The 17,116-nt window shown below is 68.8% G+C and carries 20 protein-coding genes; 9 read left to right on the plus strand and 11 right to left on the minus strand.

Going from position 1 to position 17,116, the window contains the following annotated elements:
* Positions 1-69: 69 nt before the first annotated feature.
* The 3 genes from secF to yajC all read right to left on the minus strand — a co-directional run bounded on the left by secF (position 70) and on the right by yajC (position 3,112).
* Positions 70-1,014, minus strand: coding sequence for a protein translocase subunit SecF (gene secF, locus OVA30_RS17445; RefSeq protein WP_003601299.1), 945 nt, complete (start codon positions 1,012-1,014; stop codon positions 70-72).
* Between the two features lie 99 nt (positions 1,015-1,113).
* Positions 1,114-2,712 carry a protein translocase subunit SecD gene (gene secD / locus OVA30_RS17450; protein WP_012255346.1) on the minus strand — a complete coding sequence of 533 codons (1,599 nt, stop codon included), beginning with the start codon at positions 2,710-2,712 and terminating at the stop codon, positions 1,114-1,116.
* A gap of 67 nt (positions 2,713-2,779) precedes the next feature.
* Positions 2,780-3,112 (minus strand): preprotein translocase subunit YajC, encoded by a 333-nt coding sequence (yajC, locus tag OVA30_RS17455; protein ID WP_003601296.1) that lies wholly within the window; start codon positions 3,110-3,112, stop codon positions 2,780-2,782.
* A gap of 486 nt (positions 3,113-3,598) precedes the next feature.
* Between yajC and OVA30_RS17460 the strand changes: the two genes are divergently transcribed.
* Positions 3,599-4,489 (plus strand): ATP-binding protein, encoded by an 891-nt coding sequence (locus tag OVA30_RS17460; RefSeq protein WP_056499610.1) that lies wholly within the window; start codon positions 3,599-3,601, stop codon positions 4,487-4,489.
* A 124-nt stretch (positions 4,490-4,613) separates the two neighbouring features.
* On the opposite strand, the gene OVA30_RS17465 is transcribed toward OVA30_RS17460, so the two are convergent.
* The 4 genes from OVA30_RS17465 to serS all read right to left on the minus strand — a co-directional run bounded on the left by OVA30_RS17465 (position 4,614) and on the right by serS (position 8,946).
* Positions 4,614-5,969 (minus strand): murein hydrolase activator EnvC family protein, encoded by a 1,356-nt coding sequence (locus tag OVA30_RS17465; RefSeq protein ID WP_268176190.1) that lies wholly within the window; start codon positions 5,967-5,969, stop codon positions 4,614-4,616.
* A gap of 203 nt (positions 5,970-6,172) precedes the next feature.
* Entirely contained in the window at positions 6,173-6,871 is a 699-nt protein-coding gene (locus OVA30_RS17470) for a protein-L-isoaspartate O-methyltransferase family protein (RefSeq protein ID WP_015824331.1), read from the minus strand.
* A 24-nt stretch (positions 6,872-6,895) separates the two neighbouring features.
* On the minus strand, positions 6,896-7,660 hold the full coding sequence (gene surE, locus OVA30_RS17475) for a 5'/3'-nucleotidase SurE (protein WP_003605704.1): 765 nt from the start codon (positions 7,658-7,660) through the stop codon (positions 6,896-6,898).
* Positions 7,660-8,946: a serine--tRNA ligase gene (serS, locus tag OVA30_RS17480; RefSeq protein WP_268176191.1), complete on the minus strand. Its 1,287-nt coding sequence runs from the start codon at positions 8,944-8,946 to the stop codon at positions 7,660-7,662. The genes surE and serS overlap by 1 nt, the downstream gene beginning before the upstream one ends.
* Positions 8,947-9,425: 479 nt before the next feature.
* Here serS and pqqA (OVA30_RS17485) point away from each other — a divergent pair, with 479 nt between their 5' ends.
* Both pqqA (OVA30_RS17485) and pqqA (OVA30_RS17490) read left to right on the plus strand, forming a co-directional pair.
* A complete protein-coding gene (gene pqqA / locus OVA30_RS17485; RefSeq protein ID WP_015824334.1) occupies positions 9,426-9,515 on the plus strand; it encodes a pyrroloquinoline quinone precursor peptide PqqA in 90 nt (29 codons plus the stop codon).
* A 62-nt stretch (positions 9,516-9,577) separates the two neighbouring features.
* Positions 9,578-9,667: a pyrroloquinoline quinone precursor peptide PqqA gene (gene pqqA / locus OVA30_RS17490; RefSeq protein ID WP_015857429.1), complete on the plus strand. Its 90-nt coding sequence runs from the start codon at positions 9,578-9,580 to the stop codon at positions 9,665-9,667.
* Between the two features lie 156 nt (positions 9,668-9,823).
* Here the strand turns inward: pqqA (OVA30_RS17490) and ldtR are convergent, their stop codons facing one another.
* The 3 genes from ldtR to OVA30_RS17505 form a co-directional block, all read right to left on the minus strand.
* A complete protein-coding gene (gene ldtR / locus OVA30_RS17495; protein ID WP_003605707.1) occupies positions 9,824-10,342 on the minus strand; it encodes a transcriptional regulator LdtR in 519 nt (172 codons plus the stop codon).
* Between the two features lie 161 nt (positions 10,343-10,503).
* Entirely contained in the window at positions 10,504-10,971 is a 468-nt protein-coding gene (locus OVA30_RS17500; RefSeq protein WP_015824335.1) for a DUF6163 family protein, read from the minus strand.
* Positions 10,968-12,128, minus strand: a complete 1,161-nt coding sequence (locus OVA30_RS17505; RefSeq protein WP_268176192.1) for an enoyl-CoA hydratase/isomerase family protein — start codon at positions 12,126-12,128, stop codon at positions 10,968-10,970. The genes OVA30_RS17500 and OVA30_RS17505 overlap by 4 nt, the downstream gene beginning before the upstream one ends.
* A 658-nt stretch (positions 12,129-12,786) precedes the next feature.
* Here OVA30_RS17505 and hemB point away from each other — a divergent pair.
* From hemB to OVA30_RS17535, 6 genes are all read left to right on the plus strand, one after another.
* Positions 12,787-13,842 (plus strand): porphobilinogen synthase, encoded by a 1,056-nt coding sequence (gene hemB, locus OVA30_RS17510; RefSeq protein WP_003605713.1) that lies wholly within the window; start codon positions 12,787-12,789, stop codon positions 13,840-13,842.
* A 40-nt stretch (positions 13,843-13,882) separates the two neighbouring features.
* Positions 13,883-14,284: a hypothetical protein gene (locus OVA30_RS17515; protein ID WP_253398156.1), complete on the plus strand. Its 402-nt coding sequence runs from the start codon at positions 13,883-13,885 to the stop codon at positions 14,282-14,284.
* Between the two features lie 112 nt (positions 14,285-14,396).
* Positions 14,397-14,891: an RDD family protein gene (locus OVA30_RS17520; RefSeq protein ID WP_012255354.1), complete on the plus strand. Its 495-nt coding sequence runs from the start codon at positions 14,397-14,399 to the stop codon at positions 14,889-14,891.
* A gap of 138 nt (positions 14,892-15,029) precedes the next feature.
* Positions 15,030-15,776, plus strand: coding sequence for an arginyltransferase (locus OVA30_RS17525; protein ID WP_003606575.1), 747 nt, complete (start codon positions 15,030-15,032; stop codon positions 15,774-15,776).
* Between the two features lie 86 nt (positions 15,777-15,862).
* Positions 15,863-16,189, plus strand: a complete 327-nt coding sequence (locus OVA30_RS17530; RefSeq protein ID WP_268176193.1) for a type II toxin-antitoxin system RelE/ParE family toxin — start codon at positions 15,863-15,865, stop codon at positions 16,187-16,189.
* Positions 16,189-16,506, plus strand: coding sequence for a helix-turn-helix domain-containing transcriptional regulator (locus OVA30_RS17535; RefSeq protein ID WP_012255357.1), 318 nt, complete (start codon positions 16,189-16,191; stop codon positions 16,504-16,506). Before OVA30_RS17530 ends, OVA30_RS17535 begins: the two co-directional genes overlap by 1 nt.
* Positions 16,507-16,540: 34 nt before the next feature.
* Here OVA30_RS17535 and OVA30_RS17540 read toward each other — a convergent pair whose 3' ends face one another.
* Entirely contained in the window at positions 16,541-17,104 is a 564-nt protein-coding gene (locus OVA30_RS17540) for a sugar O-acetyltransferase (RefSeq protein ID WP_012255358.1), read from the minus strand.
* Between the last annotated feature and the right edge of the window lie 12 nt (positions 17,105-17,116).

Consider the following 17,116-nt stretch of genomic DNA (forward strand, 5'->3'; position numbering starts at 1 on the left):
CCCTCTCAACCGCCGGGGCGGAGAAAGACGTCCCGGATCGGTCTCGCGCCTCCCGCCGCACGCCGCGCCCTACTCGGCCGCCTGCGGCAGGCCCGACTCGCGCTGCGACGCCTTCGCGCCGGACAGGCGCAGGCCGATATAGATCAGCGACGGGGTCGAGACGAAGATCGCGGAGTAGGTGCAGATCACCACGCCGCAGAGCATCACCACGGCAAAGCCCTTGATCGCCTCACCGCCGAACAGCACCAGCGCCACCAGCGACAGGGTGGTAGAGAGCGAAGTCATCACCGTGCGCGACATGGTGGAGTTGATCGAGAGGTTGAGGAGTTCCACCACCGGAATCGTCTTGTAGCGGCGCATCAGCTCGCGGGTCCGGTCGAACACCACCACGGTCTCGTTGAGCGAGTAGCCGACGATGGTGAGGATCGCCGCGATCGAGGTCATGTTGAACTCGATGCGGGTGATGATGAACACGCCGACCGTCAGCACGATGTCGTGCAGGGTGCCGACGATGGCGCCGAGCGCCAGCTCCCGCTCGAAGCGGAACCACAGGTAGAGCAGCACCGCCAGCACCGAGAGCACGACGCCGATCGTGCCGGACTGCACGAGTTCGCCCGAGACACGCGGCCCCACGGTCTCCGTGCGGCGGAAATCGTAGCTCGCGTCGAAGGCGGCGTGCGCCTTCTGCATCACCGCGGTCTGGCCCTGCTCGCCGGCCTGGAGCGGGAAGCGCACCAGCACCTGACCCTCGCCGCCGAGTTCCTGCACCTCGGTCTCGCCGAAGCCGAACCCGTTGGCGGTATGGCGGATCTCGGCGACGTCCGCTTTCTGCCCGGCCTTGGCCTGAAGCTCGACCAGGGTGCCGCCCTTGAAGTCGATGCCGTAATTGAGCCCGACGGTGATGAACAGCACCAGGGTCACGACCGACATCACCGCCGAAAGCGGGAAGGTGACGCGCCGGAACCGCATGAAGTCGAAATGCGATTCGTCGGGCCAGAGGCGAAGCAGGCGCATGGTCGGTCTCGAAGCGAAGGGGGCGCTCCGAGCGCATCCCCTGAGATTTCAGCTTTCGCGCGGCGAGTGGGCCGCGCCGGGAACGAGGCGGCGGCGCCCCTAGAACGGCAGGGCCTTGGGCCGGAACCAGTTGTACCACAGCGCGATCATCATGCGCGTCAGCGTCACGGCGGTGATGACGGTGGTGAGGATGCCGAGGATGAACACCACGGCGAAGCCCTTCACCGGGCCCGAGCCCATGAAGAACAGGAGCAGGGCGGCGATCGCCATGGTCGAGTTCGAGTCGATGATGGTGGCGAACGCCCGGTCGAAGCCGGCCTGAAGCGCCGAGACCAGGGAGCGTCCGCCGCGGGCTTCCTCGCGCATGCGCTCGTAGATCAGCACGTTCGAATCGACCGCCGTGCCGATGGTGAGCACGATGCCGGCGATGCCCGGCAGCGTCATCGTCGCTTCCAGCACCGACATCAGACCGAGGATCAGGCCGACGTGCACGATGAGGGCGATGTTGGCGATGAAGCCGAAGGTGCCGTAGGTTGCGAACATGAAAGCGATGACGAGGCCGCCCGCGACCAGGGTCGCCATCTTGCCGGCCTCGATCGAGTCGCGGCCGAGGCCGGGGCCGACGACGCGGCGCTCGACCACGGTGAGCTTGGCCGGCAGGGCACCGGCCCGTAGCAGCACCGAGAGGTCGTTGGCGTCCTTGACGGTGAAGTTGCCTGTGATCTGGCCGGTACCGCCGGTGATCGCCGAGCGGATCACCGGGGCCGACTGGATCACGTTGTCGAGCACGATCGCCATGCGCCGGCCGACATTCTCCGAGGTCGCCTGACCGAAGCGCTGGGCGCCACGCAGGTTGAACTTGAAGCTCACCATCGGCTCGTGGGTCTGCGGGTCGAAGGCGGGCTGGGCGTCGGTGAGATCGCTGCCATCGGCCATGACCCGGCGCTCGACCGGCACCTTGGCGCCGCCTTCATCCTTCGAGGCGAGCATGTCGACGTCGCCGGAGGGCGAATCGGCCAGCATCCGGAATTCGAGCTTGGCGGTCTTGCCGAGCTGGTCCTCCAGCTCCTGCGGGTTCTGCAGGCCCGGCACCTGGACGAGGATGCGGCTGGCGCCCTGCTGCTGGATCGACGGCTCCTTGGTGCCGCCGAAATCGATGCGCTTGCGCACGACCTCGATCGCCTGGCTGACCGCACGGCGGGTGCGGTCGTTGATGCCGGCCTCGGTGAGGACGAGCTGGATCGTGCCGTTCTCGGCCTCGTTGACCGTGAGGGTCTGGCCGCCGGCGGCGAGCGGGTTGTTGATGGGGGCTGCGAGTTCGCGCAGCTTCGGCATCACCTTCGCGCGGGCCGCCGCATCGGGGATGCGCAGCTCGACGCCGCGGTTGATGACGCGGATGCCGCCGTCCGGCGAGACCGCGGCCTCGCGCAGGATGCGGCGCACGTCGTCGCGCAAGCCGGTGACCATCGAGCGGACGAGATCGGGCTGGTCGATTTCCAGCAGGATCTGCGAGCCGCCCTGGAGGTCGAGGCCGAGCACGATCGCCCGGGTCGGCACCATCCATTGGATCGATTTCGGCAGCGCGTTGACGAAGGCCTCGCGCTGCTCCTTCGAGAAGAAGCTCGGCACTGCGAGGCTCAGACCGATCAGGATGATGGCCAGGGTCGCGAAAATCTTGGTTCTCGAGAAGCGCAACATCCGCCCGGTTCCGACTGGGTTTACCGAAAGGTGCCGGGCCTGTGCGCCGGCACCCTCATGTGACCTCTCAGGAGGCCTTGACCGGGGCGCCCTTGACGCGAACCTCGGAGATCATCGACCGGACCACCTTCACGCGCACGTTCGGGGCGATCTCGACCTCGATCTCGGTGGCGTCGTCCGCGACCTTCGTGACGCGGCCGACGAGGCCGCCCGTGGTCACGATGGTGTCCTCGCGGCGCACGTTCTTCACCATGTTCTGGTGATCCTTGAGCCGGCGCTGCTGCGGGCGCAGGATCAGGAAATACATGATCACGAAGATCAGGACGAAGGGCACGAACTGCAACGCGACATCCGCGCCGCTTCCGGCACCGACTCCTTGCGCGAAGGCGGGGGTGATCAACGCGAGAAACTCCTGATCGAGGGCAGACGGCCCGTGAGGCCCGGCGGGACCGGTGCCTTGCGACGACGGGCTTGTCAAAACCGGCTTGCCGAAAGCGACTTGCCAAAAAGAGACATGCCAGGACCGGCGGGCCAGATCTGACCTGCCGGAAAGCGCGCGGACTATAGCGACGGGCGATTCGAAAGCAACGGCGGGTGATGCATCCCGCAGGGCAATCGCTTCGAAGCCGCTCGGGCGGCTTCGCAGCGCGAAGAGCGCCGCGCGGAGCGGGCTTTTCGGGGCGTGAGCCCGGGACAGCATCGAGCGGAGCGACAGCCTGAGGCCGCGGAGGCGGCCGCCGGCGCTTGAAGCCGTAGTAAAACCAGGGCGAAGCCCTGGGATGCATCCGGGCCGCCGCCGCCACGGTTCCCCTTTCTTTCGACCTTCGCCTACAAGGCGCCACCTCAGCGAGGGCGGCCGCCCTCCCCCGCAACCGGATCCGAGATCATGGCTTCAGAGCCGACACCTGCCGACCCCATTCCGAATCTCCTGCCGCTTCTGGAGCGGATCGCCGCAGCCCTGGAGCGCGCCGCCCCGCCCACCGTCCCGAAGGTGGATACGAGCGCCGCCGACGCCTTCCTGTGGGGGCCCGAGCGGCGGCTGATCCCGGTGCCGCGGGTCAACCGCGTCGAAATCGGCCTCCTCACCGGCATCGACCGGGCCCGCGACACCCTGGTGGAGAACACCGAGCGCTTCGCCCGTGGATTGCCGGCCAACAACGCCCTGCTCTGGGGCGCGCGCGGCATGGGCAAGTCCTCGCTGGTCAAGGCGGCCCATGCCGAGATCAACGCCCGCCGGCCGGAGGGCGCGCGGCCGATGAAGCTCGTGGAGATCCACCGCGAGGACATCGAGGCTTTGCCCGAGCTGATGAGCCTGCTCCGGAACGACCCGCACCCCTGGCTGGTGTTCTGCGACGATCTCTCGTTCGATGCCGACGACACCTCCTACAAGTCGCTCAAGACCGCGCTCGACGGCGGCATCGAGGGGCGGCCGGGCAACGTGCTGTTCTACGCCACCTCGAACCGGCGCCACCTGCTGGCCCGCGAGATGGTCGAGAACGAGCGCTCCACCGCGATCAATCCCGGTGAGGCGGTGGAGGAGAAGGTCTCGCTCTCCGACCGCTTCGGCCTCTGGCTCGGATTCCACAAATGCAGCCAGGACGAATATCTGGCGATGATCCGCGCCTATGTGGAGCGCTACGCGCTCGATGTGGAGCCGGACCGGGTGCGGGCCGAGGCGCTCGAATGGGCCACGACCCGCGGCTCACGCTCCGGGCGCACCGCGTTCCAGTTCATCCAGGATCTCGCCGGGCGGTTGGGTCAGCGGCTCGACGGGTAGTCTTTCCGCATGCCCCTCTCCCCGCACGCGGGGAGAGGGGCATGCCGGCCGCGCTGACGAGACCCAAAACGAAAAAGGGCGGCTCCGTGAGGAGCCGCCCTTCGTCTGTGGGGATCGGAAACAATCAGCCGCCGAGATGGGGCATCGGATCGACCGGGGTCGCGCCCTTGCGCAGCTCGAAGTGGAGCTGGGGCGAGGTGACGTTGCCGGTGGCGCCCGACTTGGCGATGGTCTGGCCGCGCTTCACCTTCTCGCCGGGGCGCACGTCCAGCTCGCCGTTATGGGCGTAGGCCGAGACGTAGCCGTTGTTGTGCCGCACCAGCACCAGCTTGCCGTAGCCCTTCACGTCGGAGCCGGCATAAGCCACGGTGCCGTCCTCGGCAGCCTTGACCGGCGTACCCTCGGGCACGGCGATGTTGATGCCCTCGTTGCCGGACGAGCCGTAGGCATTGATGATGCGGCCCTTGGCCGGCCAGCGGAACGACTCGGCCGCGGCCTGCGGGGCGGCAGCCGGGATCGGGGCGGAGGCGTCGGCGCTGGCGACCTTCACGGGGGCAGCCGGTGCCGCTTCCTTCGCGGACGCCTTGGCGGCCTCCTTGCTCTCCTTGGCGGCGGCCTTCGCGGCCGTTTCCGCGGCGCGAGCCTCGGCAAGCTTCTTGGCGGCGTCCGCCTTGGCCTGCTTGGCGTCGGCTTCGGCCTTGCGGGCGGCCTCAGCCTTCGCCGCCTCCTTGGCCGCATCCTTCGGATCGACCTTCGGCTCGGCCTTGGCGACCTTCTCGGCACCCTTCTGGCCCGGACGCGGATGCTTGGCCGCCTCCGCCGCCTTCTTCGCCTCAGCCGCCTTGGCGTCGGCGAGCTTCTTCGACTGCGCCGCCTTTTCCGCGGCCTTGGCTTCGGCCGCCTTGGCCTCGGCGACCTTGGCGGCGGCAACCTGCCGCTCGGCGTCGCGGCGGGCCTCGGCCGCCTTCGCAGCAGCGGCTTCGGCGGCGCGCTTCTCCGCGGCCTTCTCAGCCGCCTTGTCGACGGGCTTGCCGAACTGGAGCTTGGGTTGCGGCGCCGGGGCGGAGGCACGCGGCGTCATCGCGCGGCCCGCATCGGGGTTCAGGCCGGCCACGTTGCTCGCCATGCCGCCGGAGATCGGCTCGGCCGTCGCGACGCGGGTCACGGTCCGGGGCGCGGCCGGGGCGGCGCTGACCGCGCCGGGGCGCGGCGACAGGGCCGGGCCGGGAGCGGGCAGCGCCTGGGACTGGATGCGCGGCGTGCGGAGCGCAGGCGCCGGCGCCATCTCACCCTCGACGCCGTCGTTCGGCAGGCTGCCGGTGGCCGAGGGCTCACCCGTCAGCGAAGCGAACGGGTTGGTGAAGGGATCGCCGAGACGCGAGGCGTCCGACGAACAAGCAGCGGTGCCACCGCCGATCATACCGATGAGGGCGAAGCGCGACAGCGTCCTCAAGCCCAGTATTTTCCCCCGAACCCGCATCGACGCACCCGCTTAAACACTGACGCAACGTGATGAGCTATTCAAACGGGATTCAGGTTAAGCAACCGTTCCCGAGATCGTCGCGGGGATCGGATTCACGCGGGTTCCGTAAAGGTTGAGGGAGTCTGGCAACGCGGCCGATCGCATGTCCGAGTGGGCGAGACCGCCCCTCGACGCGGATGCGCCAAACCGTTGCCGAGCCGCTACGGCGCCAGCGCACGCCCCGGCGTCAGGGGTCCGAGGCGCAGCGCCGCCCCTTCCGTCCGGGCGTAGGCGGCCGCGCTGTCGCGGGTCAGCGTCACGAGCCGACTCCCCCGCCCGGTCCAATGACCGACCACCAGCCGGCCGCCGGATTTGAGCGCGGCGGGGAGGTGCGGCGGCAGCGCGGCGAGACTGCCGTTGACGAGGATGCGGTCGTAGCTTCCGCCCCGCACGACTTCGGGCGCGAGCCCGTCATTGGTCTCGACGGTGACGTCGGAAAGGTCGCGCCCCAGATGCGCCCGCGCCGCGCGGGCGAGCCCCTCGTAGCGCTCCAGGCTGCGCACATGGGCGGCCCCGAGCCGCACCAGCAGGGCGGTGACGTAGCCCGTGCCGGTGCCGACCTCCAGCACGCGCTGGCCGGGGGCGAGGTCGAGGGCGCCGAGCATCTGCGCGACGACGCTCGGCGCGGTCATGGTCTGGCCGCAGGCGAGCGGCAGGGCGATGTCGCGCCGCGCATGCGGGCGCAGGGCCGGCGGCGCGAAGCGCTCGCGCGGGACCTGTTCCATCGCCCGCAGCACGGCGGTGTCGCGCACGCCCCGCTCGCGCAGGGCCAGCACGAAGGCGGCGTTGCCGGTCGCCTCCGCCAGCCCCGCGGACAGCCGATCGGCCCGTTCGTCGGGCTCTCCGGCCTCAGGCGGCATGAGGGCCCGGACGGCCGCCCCCGCTCACGCCCGGAACGCCGCGGCGAAGCGGGTCAGTTCCGGCTCGTCGGTGAGGTCGAGCCGCAGCGGCGTCACCGAGATGCGGTTCTCGGCGATCGCCTTGAGATCGGTGCCGTTGCCGGGCTCGAACCGCGCCTTGGCGAAGGCGAGCCAGAAATAGGGGTTGCCGCGCCCGTCGTGGCGGGCATCGATCTGCAGGAGCGCCTGATTGCGCTGGCCCTGCGCCGAGACCGCCACGCCCTGCACGTCTTCCGGCTCGCAATCGGGGAAGTTGACGTTGACGAGGATGCCGGGCTCGATGCCGATCTCCAGGATCTTCTCGATCACCCGCGGCCCGTGCGTGGCGGCGCAGGCCCATTTCAGGTTGGCCCGCCCGCCCGCGCCGTAGGCCTGGCTCAGCGCGATCGAGCGGATACCGAGGATCGTGCCCTCCATCGCCCCGGCGATGGTGCCGGAATAGGTAACGTCCTCGGCCACGTTCTGGCCGCGGTTGACCCCCGAGAGCACGAGGTCGGGTTTGTGGTCCTTGAGGATGTGGGCCACCCCCATGATGATGCAGTCCGAGGGCGTGCCCTTCACCGCAAAGCGCTTTTCCCCGATCTGGCGCAGGCGCAGCGGATCGTTGAGCGAGAGCGAGTGCGACACGCCCGATTGATCGGTCTCGGGCGCGACCACCCAGACATCGTCGCTGAGCGCACGGGCGATGCCTTCCAGCGTCTCCAGGCCCGGCGCGTGGATGCCGTCGTCGTTGGTGACCAGGATGCGCATCAGTTCTTCGGTCCCTCGATCCGGGTGAGGCCGCCCATGTAGGGCTGGAGCGCCGACGGGATCGTGACGCTGCCGTCGGGGTTCTGGTAGTTCTCCATCACGGCGATCAGCGCGCGGCCGACCGCGACGCCCGAGCCGTTCAGGGTGTGGACGAAGCCGACCCCCCTGCCCTCCTTGGCCCGGTAGCGCGCATTCATCCGCCGCGCCTGGAACTCGCCGCAGACCGAGCAGGACGAAATCTCGCGGTATGTCTGCTGGCCCGGCACCCAGACCTCGATGTCGTAGGTTTTCTGGGAGGCAAAGCCCATGTCACCGGTACACAGCGTCATGACCCGATAGGTCAGGTCGAGTTTCTTCAAGACCGCTTCCGCGCAGGCGAGCATCCGCTCGTGCTCCTCGGCCGATTTTTCCGGAGCGGTGATCGAGACCAGCTCGACCTTGTTGAACTGGTGCTGGCGCAGCATGCCGCGGGTGTCGCGCCCCGCCGCCCCGGCCTCCGCGCGGAAGCAGGGGGTGAGCGCGGTGAAGCGCAGGGGCAGTTCGTCCTCCGCGAGGATGCTTTCGCGCACGAGGTTGGTGAGCGGAACTTCCGCAGTGGGGATCAGCCAGAAATTCTCGCCCGCCGCGAACTGATCATCGCGGAACTTCGGCAATTGCGCCGTGCCGAACATCGCTTCCTCACGCACGAGGACCGGCGGCACCACCTCGGTGTAGCCGTGCTCGCCGGTGTGCAGGTCGAGCATGAACTGGCCGAGCGCCCGCTCCAGCCGGGCGAGCTGGCCCTTCAGCACGACGAAGCGCGAGCCGGAGAGTTTCGCGGCCGCCTCGAAATCCATCAGCCCGGTGGCCTCGCCGAGCTCGAAATGCTGGCGGCCCTGCGCCAGGCGCTCACGGGAGGAATCGAAGCGGCGGTACTCGACATTGCCGTGCTCGTCGGCGCCGGGGGGCACGTCGTCCTTCGGACGGTTCGGGATCGCGGCGAGACGCTCGTCGAGGGCCTTGGCTGCCTCTCCCTGCGCGGCTTCGAGGCCCGGTGCCTCTTCCTTCAGGCGGGCGACCTCGGCCATCAGCTCGGTCGCACGGGCCTCGTCCTTGGCCTTCTTGGCGGCGCCGATCTCCTTGGACAGCGCGTTGCGCCGCTCCTGGGCCGCCTGTGCCGCCGAGACCGCAGCCTTGCGCGCGTCGTCGAGGGCGATCAGCTCGGCGCTGAGGGGCGCGAGGCCACGCCGCTCCAGATCGCGGTCGAAGGCCTCCGGGTTCTCGCGGATGGCGCGGATGTCGTGCATTTCGGGGCTCTTGAGGTCTTGTGCGCGCGAGGGCCCCGCTTTGCCGCATCGCCCCCGGCATCACAAGTGCGGGTGCGTCGGCAGGCGCTCGGGCCGAGGCTGGCCTTTCGCGCCCCGGCCCCTGCCCGGAGCGTCGGACTTCCGATAAATTTGATCGGGAGAAACCGGCAAAAACGCGTGCGCACCGTTCGGCTGGCTGCGCTTGTGGATCGCGGCGATCGGCACCATATCCCTGAAAGACCAGCACTTTTCCGCGCATTCGGCAGAAAGATGCCGCTCTTGGGCGTCAGCTTGGGCGCTTCTGAGAGCAATCTATGAGAAATATAAGTGTAGGGTCCGCTTGAATTGCGCCCAACGGATTGTCTATATCAAGGGCGTCGAACACGAGGGACCCGGTGAACGAGCGGCCCACCTCAGTTCGAGGTCGAGCCGGTCGAAAGACCGATCTTCGTATTCAAAACTTTACCAGGAGACACGCCATGAAGTGGTCTGCCCCCATCGTTGCCGAGATCTGCGTCGGCATGGAAGTCACCTCCTACGAGTCCGCCGAGATCGACACCTTCAACTAAGAAGGCGTCACCAGCCCCAGGCTGGTTCGGTTTCACCAATTTTGTCTATCAGGAGAAACGTCATGAAGTGGTCCGCTCCCGTCGTTGCCGAGATCTGTGTCGGCATGGAAGTCACCTCCTACGAGTCCGCTGAGATCGACACCTTCAACTAAGAAGGAGTCGCCGGACTCGATCCGGTGAGAACGGGGGCGCGGCCTGAGAGGGCGGCGCCCTTTTCGTTTGCTTCTGACGCGACGAAAAGCAGGAAGGCCGGAGGGTTCGCCACAGAACCCTCCGGCCTTCCTGCTTTCGATGTCCCGGCGCCTCGCTCAGAGACGGTAGCGGATCTGGTCGGTCCAGAAGCGCTCCAGGCGGGACAGCGCTTGGTTGAGGCGGCCGAAATCGTCCTCGGAGATGCCGCCGATCGGCTGGATCGTGCGGGCATGCTTGTCGTAGAGGCCCTGGATCAGGTCGTGGATCTCGCGGCCCTTCGGCGTCAGGCTGATGCGCACCGAGCGCCGGTCGGTCTTGGAGCGGGCGTGGTGCAGGAAGCCGGCCTCGACGAGCTTCTTGACGTTGTAGGACACGTTCGAGCCGAGATAGTAGCCCTTCGAGCGCAGCTCGCTCGCGGTCAGTTCCTTGTCGCCGATGTTGTAGAGCAGCAGCGCCTGGACGCTGTTGACGTCCTCGCGGCCGCGCCGGTCGAACTCGTCCTTGATGACGTCGAGGAGGCGGCGGTGCAGCCGCTCCACGAGGTGCAGCGCCTCGAGATAGGAGCCGGCGGCACCCTGAAGCTCCGGGGCGGCGTCGGTGGTCTTGAGGGCGGTGTTGGCGGCCTTCGTGCTCATCGTGGTGCCTTCCTGTCGGTTCGGTCCGGCTCTTGCTGGCCGGCATCGCTTATGAGGTGAACCTAAGCCGCACCGATGAAAGCCGATTTAAGCGACAGGATGAACTCGCGATTTACTTCTGTCGGTAAATGCAAAATGAAACGATGATGTTGACCTCTTGTTCAGCCTACATCGCGCGCCGCCAGCCAGGATAACACGAAGTAAATGGCGACAATGCTTGCCTGCACTGCGATCACCGGCACCGGCATCGGCAGGAGCTGCGGCGTCAGCAGCGCCAGCGTCAGGGCCGAGGTCGCGGCGAGCAGCCAGACCACGCCGCCCCAGGCGCTCGTCAGCCACAGGCCGACCGCGGCCACGAAATCGATCACCGCGAAGTAGACGATCGCCGATTGCCGTCCCATCGGCAGTTCGGCGAACGGCGTCCGGCCGGGGATCAGGTCGAGGATCTCGCCCCAGGTCGCGAGTCCCTTGACCAGCCAGACCAGCGCGGTGATGCGCATGAACCAGACCAGCACCACGTCCCAGCGGGTCTGCGCCCGCGGCGCGGTGCCCTCGATGCGGTCGCCGGCTCCGGCGCTCGGGCGTCCGCGCCCGTCGAGGGTCGAGCCGACCTTGGCGAGCGCCCTCACGGTCGGGCCTCCGCGGCGTGCACCGCTTCAGGCGGGCCCTGGCTGCCGTCGAAGAGCGGCTCGGGGCCGTCGAGCGGGCCGAAGGCGGCCTCGATCGCCCCGGCATCGACCGCATCCAGGGTCGCGGGCTGCCAGGCCGGCCGGTTGTCCTTGTCGATGATCACCGCCCGCACACCCTCGTAGAAATCGTGCCCGCGCATCACCCGCTCGCACAGCCGGTACTCGGCGAGCATCGCTTCGGCAAAGCTCAAGTCGGCCCCGCGGCGCATCTGCGCCAGGGCGATGGTCAGGCTGGTGGGCGAGCGGGTGCGGATCGTCGCCGCGGTCGCGCCGGCAAAAGCGGAGCCGTCCCGCGCTGCCGCGTCGAGCCGGGCGAGCACCTCCGTGACGGTGTCGGCGGAGAAGCAGGTGTCGATCAGCGTTCCCTCGGCGACGAGGGGGCCGGTCTCCGTCCCCGGCGCATCGAGGCCGTCGAAGGCGCGGGCGATCGCCCCTCCCCCCGCCAGCCGCTCGATGATGGTCTCGAAATCGTCCGCCCGCGCCGCGTGGGTCGCAAGGCCGACGGCGAGCGCGTCGCCCGCACCGATCCGTGCGCCCGTCAGCGCGAGGTAGCGCCCGGTGTAGCCGGGCAGGCGCGGCAGGGCGTAGGTCGCGCCGACATCGGGGAAGAAGCCGATGCCGGTCTCGGGCATGGCGAAGCTGTAGTTCTCGGCCGCGACCCGCACGTCGCCGTGCAGCGAGATGCCGACGCCGCCGCCCATCACGATCCCTTCGATCAGGGCGATGTAGGGCTTCGGGTAGGACTTCACGGCGGCGTCGAGCCAGTATTCCCCGCGCCAGAACGCCATCACGTCGGCATGGCGCCCGGCCTTGCCGAGGGCCTGGATCTGGCGGATGTCGCCACCCGCGCAGAAGGCGCGCCCGCCCGAGCCGCGCACCACGACCCGGCTGACCCGCGCATCCCCCGCCCAGGCCCGGAGCTGCCGGTGCATCGCCTCCACCATCGGCAGGGTGAGGGCATTGAGCGCCTTCGGCCGTGTCAGGGTGATCAGCCCGGCCTCGCCGCGGGTCTCGAACACGATCTCGGGCTCGGCCGACGGCTCACGCACGTCCCGTTGCGCGACCCCTTGCTGCAAGGCCTGTTGCCCACCCGACATTCCGCGCTCCACCGCCGCGCTCTCCTCCGCCGTATCGTCACCCGAGCGGATGCCCGTCGTTTCGAAGCCGGGCCCTATGCCCGGAGGCTTTGCACCCGGGGCATTGCGCGGCCCTCTTAGACGAAGTCCCGGGTGGGGCGTCAACGCGGGGCGTGCCGACGGCGCCGAACCGTATCGACCGCCTCACGAGGCTCCTCGGGAAACGGGCCCTTCGACAGGATCTGCACGCGCGGGGGCTTCTCTCTTGGCGCCGTTCGGGCGCGCTCCGTCGTCCGGCAGGTGGCCTCGGGACGGAGCCGGTCGCATTCGGCGGCCTGCGGCAACGGCACCTTTCGAGCCTGAATTCGGATGTGCTAGGGCACGGCCCGAAACGGTGGAAACCGGCCTGTCCGAGTGGACGATGCAAGGGCAAGAGGCTTGAGCATCGTCGATGGCCGCGCGTTCTAGGGCGCTTTCCTCACCCCTTCGTCTCGGGGCAACCTCCGATCGCGGGAGGGTTGCCGGGGGATGCGAATCCGGAATGCCCGCCCCGAGCCATCGCCGCCGGGCTTGCGGTCGGGCTTGGCTTTGACGTCTTTGTCGTGATGCGCTCCGCCGCACCGAACCGGTCTCCCCTTCGGTTCGAGAGCGTCCTGGAGCAACCGGAGTCCTGAGGCTCATGTCTGACGCCACCCCGCGCCCGCTCGCCATCGAGACCGCGCGCGAAGCCGCCCCCGGTGCGGGGCCGCTGAGCCTGACCCAGCGCCCGCGCCGCAACCGCAAGGCGGATTGGTCGCGCCGCCTCGTGCGCGAGCATAGCCTCACCGTCGATGACCTGATCTGGCCGCTCTTCGTGATCGAGGGCGAGAAGCGCCGCGAGCCGATCGCCTCCATGCCCGGCGTCGAGCGCCTGAGCGTGGACGAGATCGTGCGCGAGGCCGAGCGCGCCGCGCGGCTCGGCATCCCGGCGATCTCGTTCTTCCCCTACACCGAGCCGTCCCTGCGCGATCCGACCGGCTCCGAGGCGCTGAACCGCGAAAACCTCGTCTGCCGGGCGGTGCGGGCGGTGAAGCGGGCCGTCCCCGAAATCGGCGTGATGACCGATGTCGCGCTCGACCCCTATACCAGCCACGGCCATGACGGCTTGATCGAAGCCGGCGCCATCCTCAACGACGAGACCGTGGCGGTGCTGGTCGAGCAGAGCCTGATCCAGGCCGAGGCCGGCACCGATATCATCGCCCCCTCCGACATGATGGACGGGCGCGTCGGCGCGATCCGCACCGGTCTCGACCGGGCCGGCTTTCGCGACGTGCAGATCATGGCCTACGCCGCGAAATACGCCAGCGCGTTCTACGGGCCGTTCCGCGACGCCATCGGCACCAGCGCGGCGCTGGTCGGCGACAAGCGCACCTACCAGATGGATCCCGGCAACGCGGCCGAGGCCCTGCGCGAGGTGGCCCTCGACCTTGCCGAGGGCGCCGACTCGGTGATGGTCAAGCCCGGCCTGCCCTATCTCGACATCATCACCCGCGTGAAGACGGAGTTCGGCGTGCCGACCTTCGCCTATCAGGTGTCGGGCGAGTACGCGATGATTGAGGCCGCCGCCCGCAACGGCTGGCTCGACGGCGACCGCGCCATGACGGAGAGCCTGCTCGCCTTCAAGCGCGCGGGCGCCGACGGGGTGCTGACCTACTACGCCCCCCGCGTCGCCGAGCGCCTGCGCGCGGGCGCCTGACGGGCCGACCCCAGACGCGACGATTTCGGGCGCGACGACCTTGGTCCGCATCGAGCGGGCGGCGCTGGCGGGCGCCGTCATCCTCTGGCTCGCGGCCGGATTCGGCTGCGACACGGCGCTCGACGCGCGCCGGGCGACGCTCTGCCGCCGGGCGGTGCCGGCACTCGCCCCGCCCGGCGCCGAGATCGACCTGTTGCGGGTGGGATCGGGCGCGAGCCGCGGCAGCGTGCGCGTCGATTACCGCCTCGTGGGCGGCCCCGGCGCGATTCCGAGGGCCGAGGCGACCCGGCCCCGCTTCCTCGTCTGCCATTTCGATGCCGGCGACGACCTCAGCGCGGTGACGACCGAGCAAGGGCCGGTGAACGGCGCCTCGCTCTACCTGCTCAGGCGCTACTACCTGACGACGCCCGAGGCCGAGGCTGCCGATCCGGGGGCCCGGTGAGGCGAGGCCGGACATCGAGGCGTCGCTGGGCCTCGCGGCCCGGCTCTTGGCAGCGCCCCGCCGTCTCCCCACTTGTTCGAACGTGCACGCAACGGTCGAGGAAGCGGCGGCCATGACGGATTTTCAGCCCGGTTATCACCCCGGCTACACCAACCCGACGGGCATGCCGGGCCAGGGTGGGTTCCCCGTTCCGTATGTGCGGGCGAGTCTCGGCGGGCGTACGGTCGCCTACCTGCTCGATCTCGCCTTCATCTTCGTGTTCACGGCCGTGCTCGCCACGGCGATCGCGATCCTCGGCGTGCTGACCTTCGGCTTCGCCTGGATGCTGTTCCCGATCCTCGGCGTCAGCGGCATCCTCTACAGCGCGATCACGGTGGGCGGTCCCAAGCAGAGCACGCTCGGGATGCGCATGCTCGGCCTGCGCGTGGTGGCGCCCGAGAGCGGGCGTCCGGTGGATTTCCTGACCGCGGGCATCCACGCGCTGCTGTTCTACGTGGCGATCTCGACCTTCCTGCTCTGGTGCATCGACGTGGTGTTCGGCCTCGTCCGCTCCGACCGGCGTCTCGGCCACGACCTGCTGCTCGGTCTGGCCGTCGTGCGCGACTGATCCCCCGTTCGGGTGAGGGGATGGCGGCGGAAAGCCGGCGTCATACCCATCAATCCGGTTGAGCCCCGCGTCGATCCCGTTACATTGGCTGCGGGGCCAGCGTTCGATGTCGTGGCCCCGAGGGCGAGCCTACCTAGCGTGACGAGCCATCCGCGCGACACACCGCAGTTCTACCTGACGGCGCCCTCCCCTTGCCCCTACCTGCCGGGCCAGGAGGAGCGGAAGGTGTTCACCCACCTCGTGGGGCGGCGGGCCCGGGACCTCAACGAGATCCTGACCCAGGGCGGCTTCCGCCGCTCGCAGACCATCGCCTACCGCCCGGCCTGCGAGACTTGCCGCGCTTGCGTTTCGGTGCGGGTGGTGGTGGAGGATTTCGCCATCACCGGGAGCCAGCGGCGCATCCTCCAGCGCAATGCCGAACTCATCGGCACGCCGGAGCCCAACCGTCCGGCCTCCGAGCAATACGCCCTGTTCCGCCGCTATCTCGATGCCCGACACGGCGATGGCGGCATGGTCGACATGACGGTGCTCGATTACGCGATGATGATCGAGGACAGCCACGTCGATACGCATCTCGTGGTCTACCGCGAGCGCGGCCCCGACAGCGCGATCCACGGCCGCGGCGTCGGCGCGCCCGTCGCGGTCTGCCTCACCGACGTTCTCGCCGACGGCCTGTCGATGGTCTACTCGTTCTACGATCCCGACGAGGCGAGCCGCAGCCTCGGCACCTACATGATCCTCGACCACATCCGCCGGGCCCGCGCCCTCGGCCTGCCGTATCTGTATCTCGGCTACTGGGTCGATGGCTCCCGCAAGATGGACTACAAGGCCAAGTTCAAGCCGCAGGAGCGGCTGATGCCTCAGGGCTGGGTGCGGGTGGAGTAGCGCGCCGACACTCCAGGATTGGCATGCGCACGGCGTTTCCGGGCCCTGGATTGTCTTGAATGGTAACTTTTAAGGTACTATTCTGGATGGAGATTCAGGAGTTTCTGGACGGGAGCGGCCGCAGTCCCTTCGCCTCTTGGTTCGACGACCTTGATCCCCAGGCGGCGGCCAAGGTGACCGTTGCGCTGGCGCGCATGGAAGCGGGCAACCTGTCGAATGTGAAGTCGGTCGGCGATGGTGTGCAGGAGTATCGGATTGCCTGGGGGCCCGGTTACCGACTGTATTTCGGGCGCGATGGGGATCTGCTGATCATCCTGCTCTGCGGCGGCACCAAGCGCCGGCAACAGGACGACATCGCCGAGGCACGGGCCCATTGGGCGGACTACAGGAGCCGGAAAAAGGAGACGGGCTGATGGCCCTGACGCGCAGCTTCAAGGACACCGTGAAGGCGAGGGCCGAGCGCGACCCGGCATTTCGTGACGCCCTGCTCACCGAGGCGGTGGACCAACTCCTCGCGGGCGACATCGAGACCGGCAAGGCCGTTCTGCGCGATTACATCAACGCGACGATCGGATTCGAGCGACTGTCACAAGAGACCGGCACATCGTCGAAGAGTCTGATGCGGATGCTCGGTCCGACCGGCAATCCAACAGCGACCAACTTGTTCGGTGTACTTCGGACGGTGCAAAAGGCCTCGGGCGTGCAACTCACCGTCGCTATCGGCCGCTGAGCAAGGCCAGCTGGCCGCCAGCCGGTTGCCTCGCTCACTCCTTCGTCCACTTCACGACCTTTGCCGGGTTTCCCGCCACGACGGCGTAGGGCGCCACGTCGCGGGTCACCACCGCGCCCGCGCCGATCACCGCCCCGTCGCCGACGGTGATGCCGGGCAGCACGATCGCGCCGCCGCCGATCCAAACGTCGTCGCCGATGGTGATGGGCCGGGCCGATTCCCAGAACGCGGCCCGCGCGGCGCGGTCGAGGGGGTGCTCAGCGGTGTAGAGCTGCACCATCGGGGCGATCTGCGCGCGGTGGCCTATGGTGATCGGGGCGCAGTCGAGGAAGACGCAGTTGAAGTTGCAGAAGAAGTCGTCGCCGACCGTGATGTTGCCGCCGTAGTCGCAGGCGAAGCCGGGGCAGATCGTCGGGTTGCGTCCCGCCGATCCGAGAAGCTCGCGGATCACCGCCTCGCGGCCGGCCGCATCCTCGGGCTCCATGGCGTTGAGCCGCAGGAGCCGCCGCTTGGCGGCGTTGCGAAGCGCGATCAGTTCCGGATCGTCGCCGCGATAGGGCTTTCCGGCGAGCATCAGCTCGCGCGCGGTCTCGGCCATATCCGCCTTCCC

It is taken from the genome of Methylorubrum sp. SL192 (assembly GCF_026672325.1).
Lineage (GTDB): Bacteria > Pseudomonadota > Alphaproteobacteria > Rhizobiales > Beijerinckiaceae > Methylobacterium > Methylobacterium extorquens.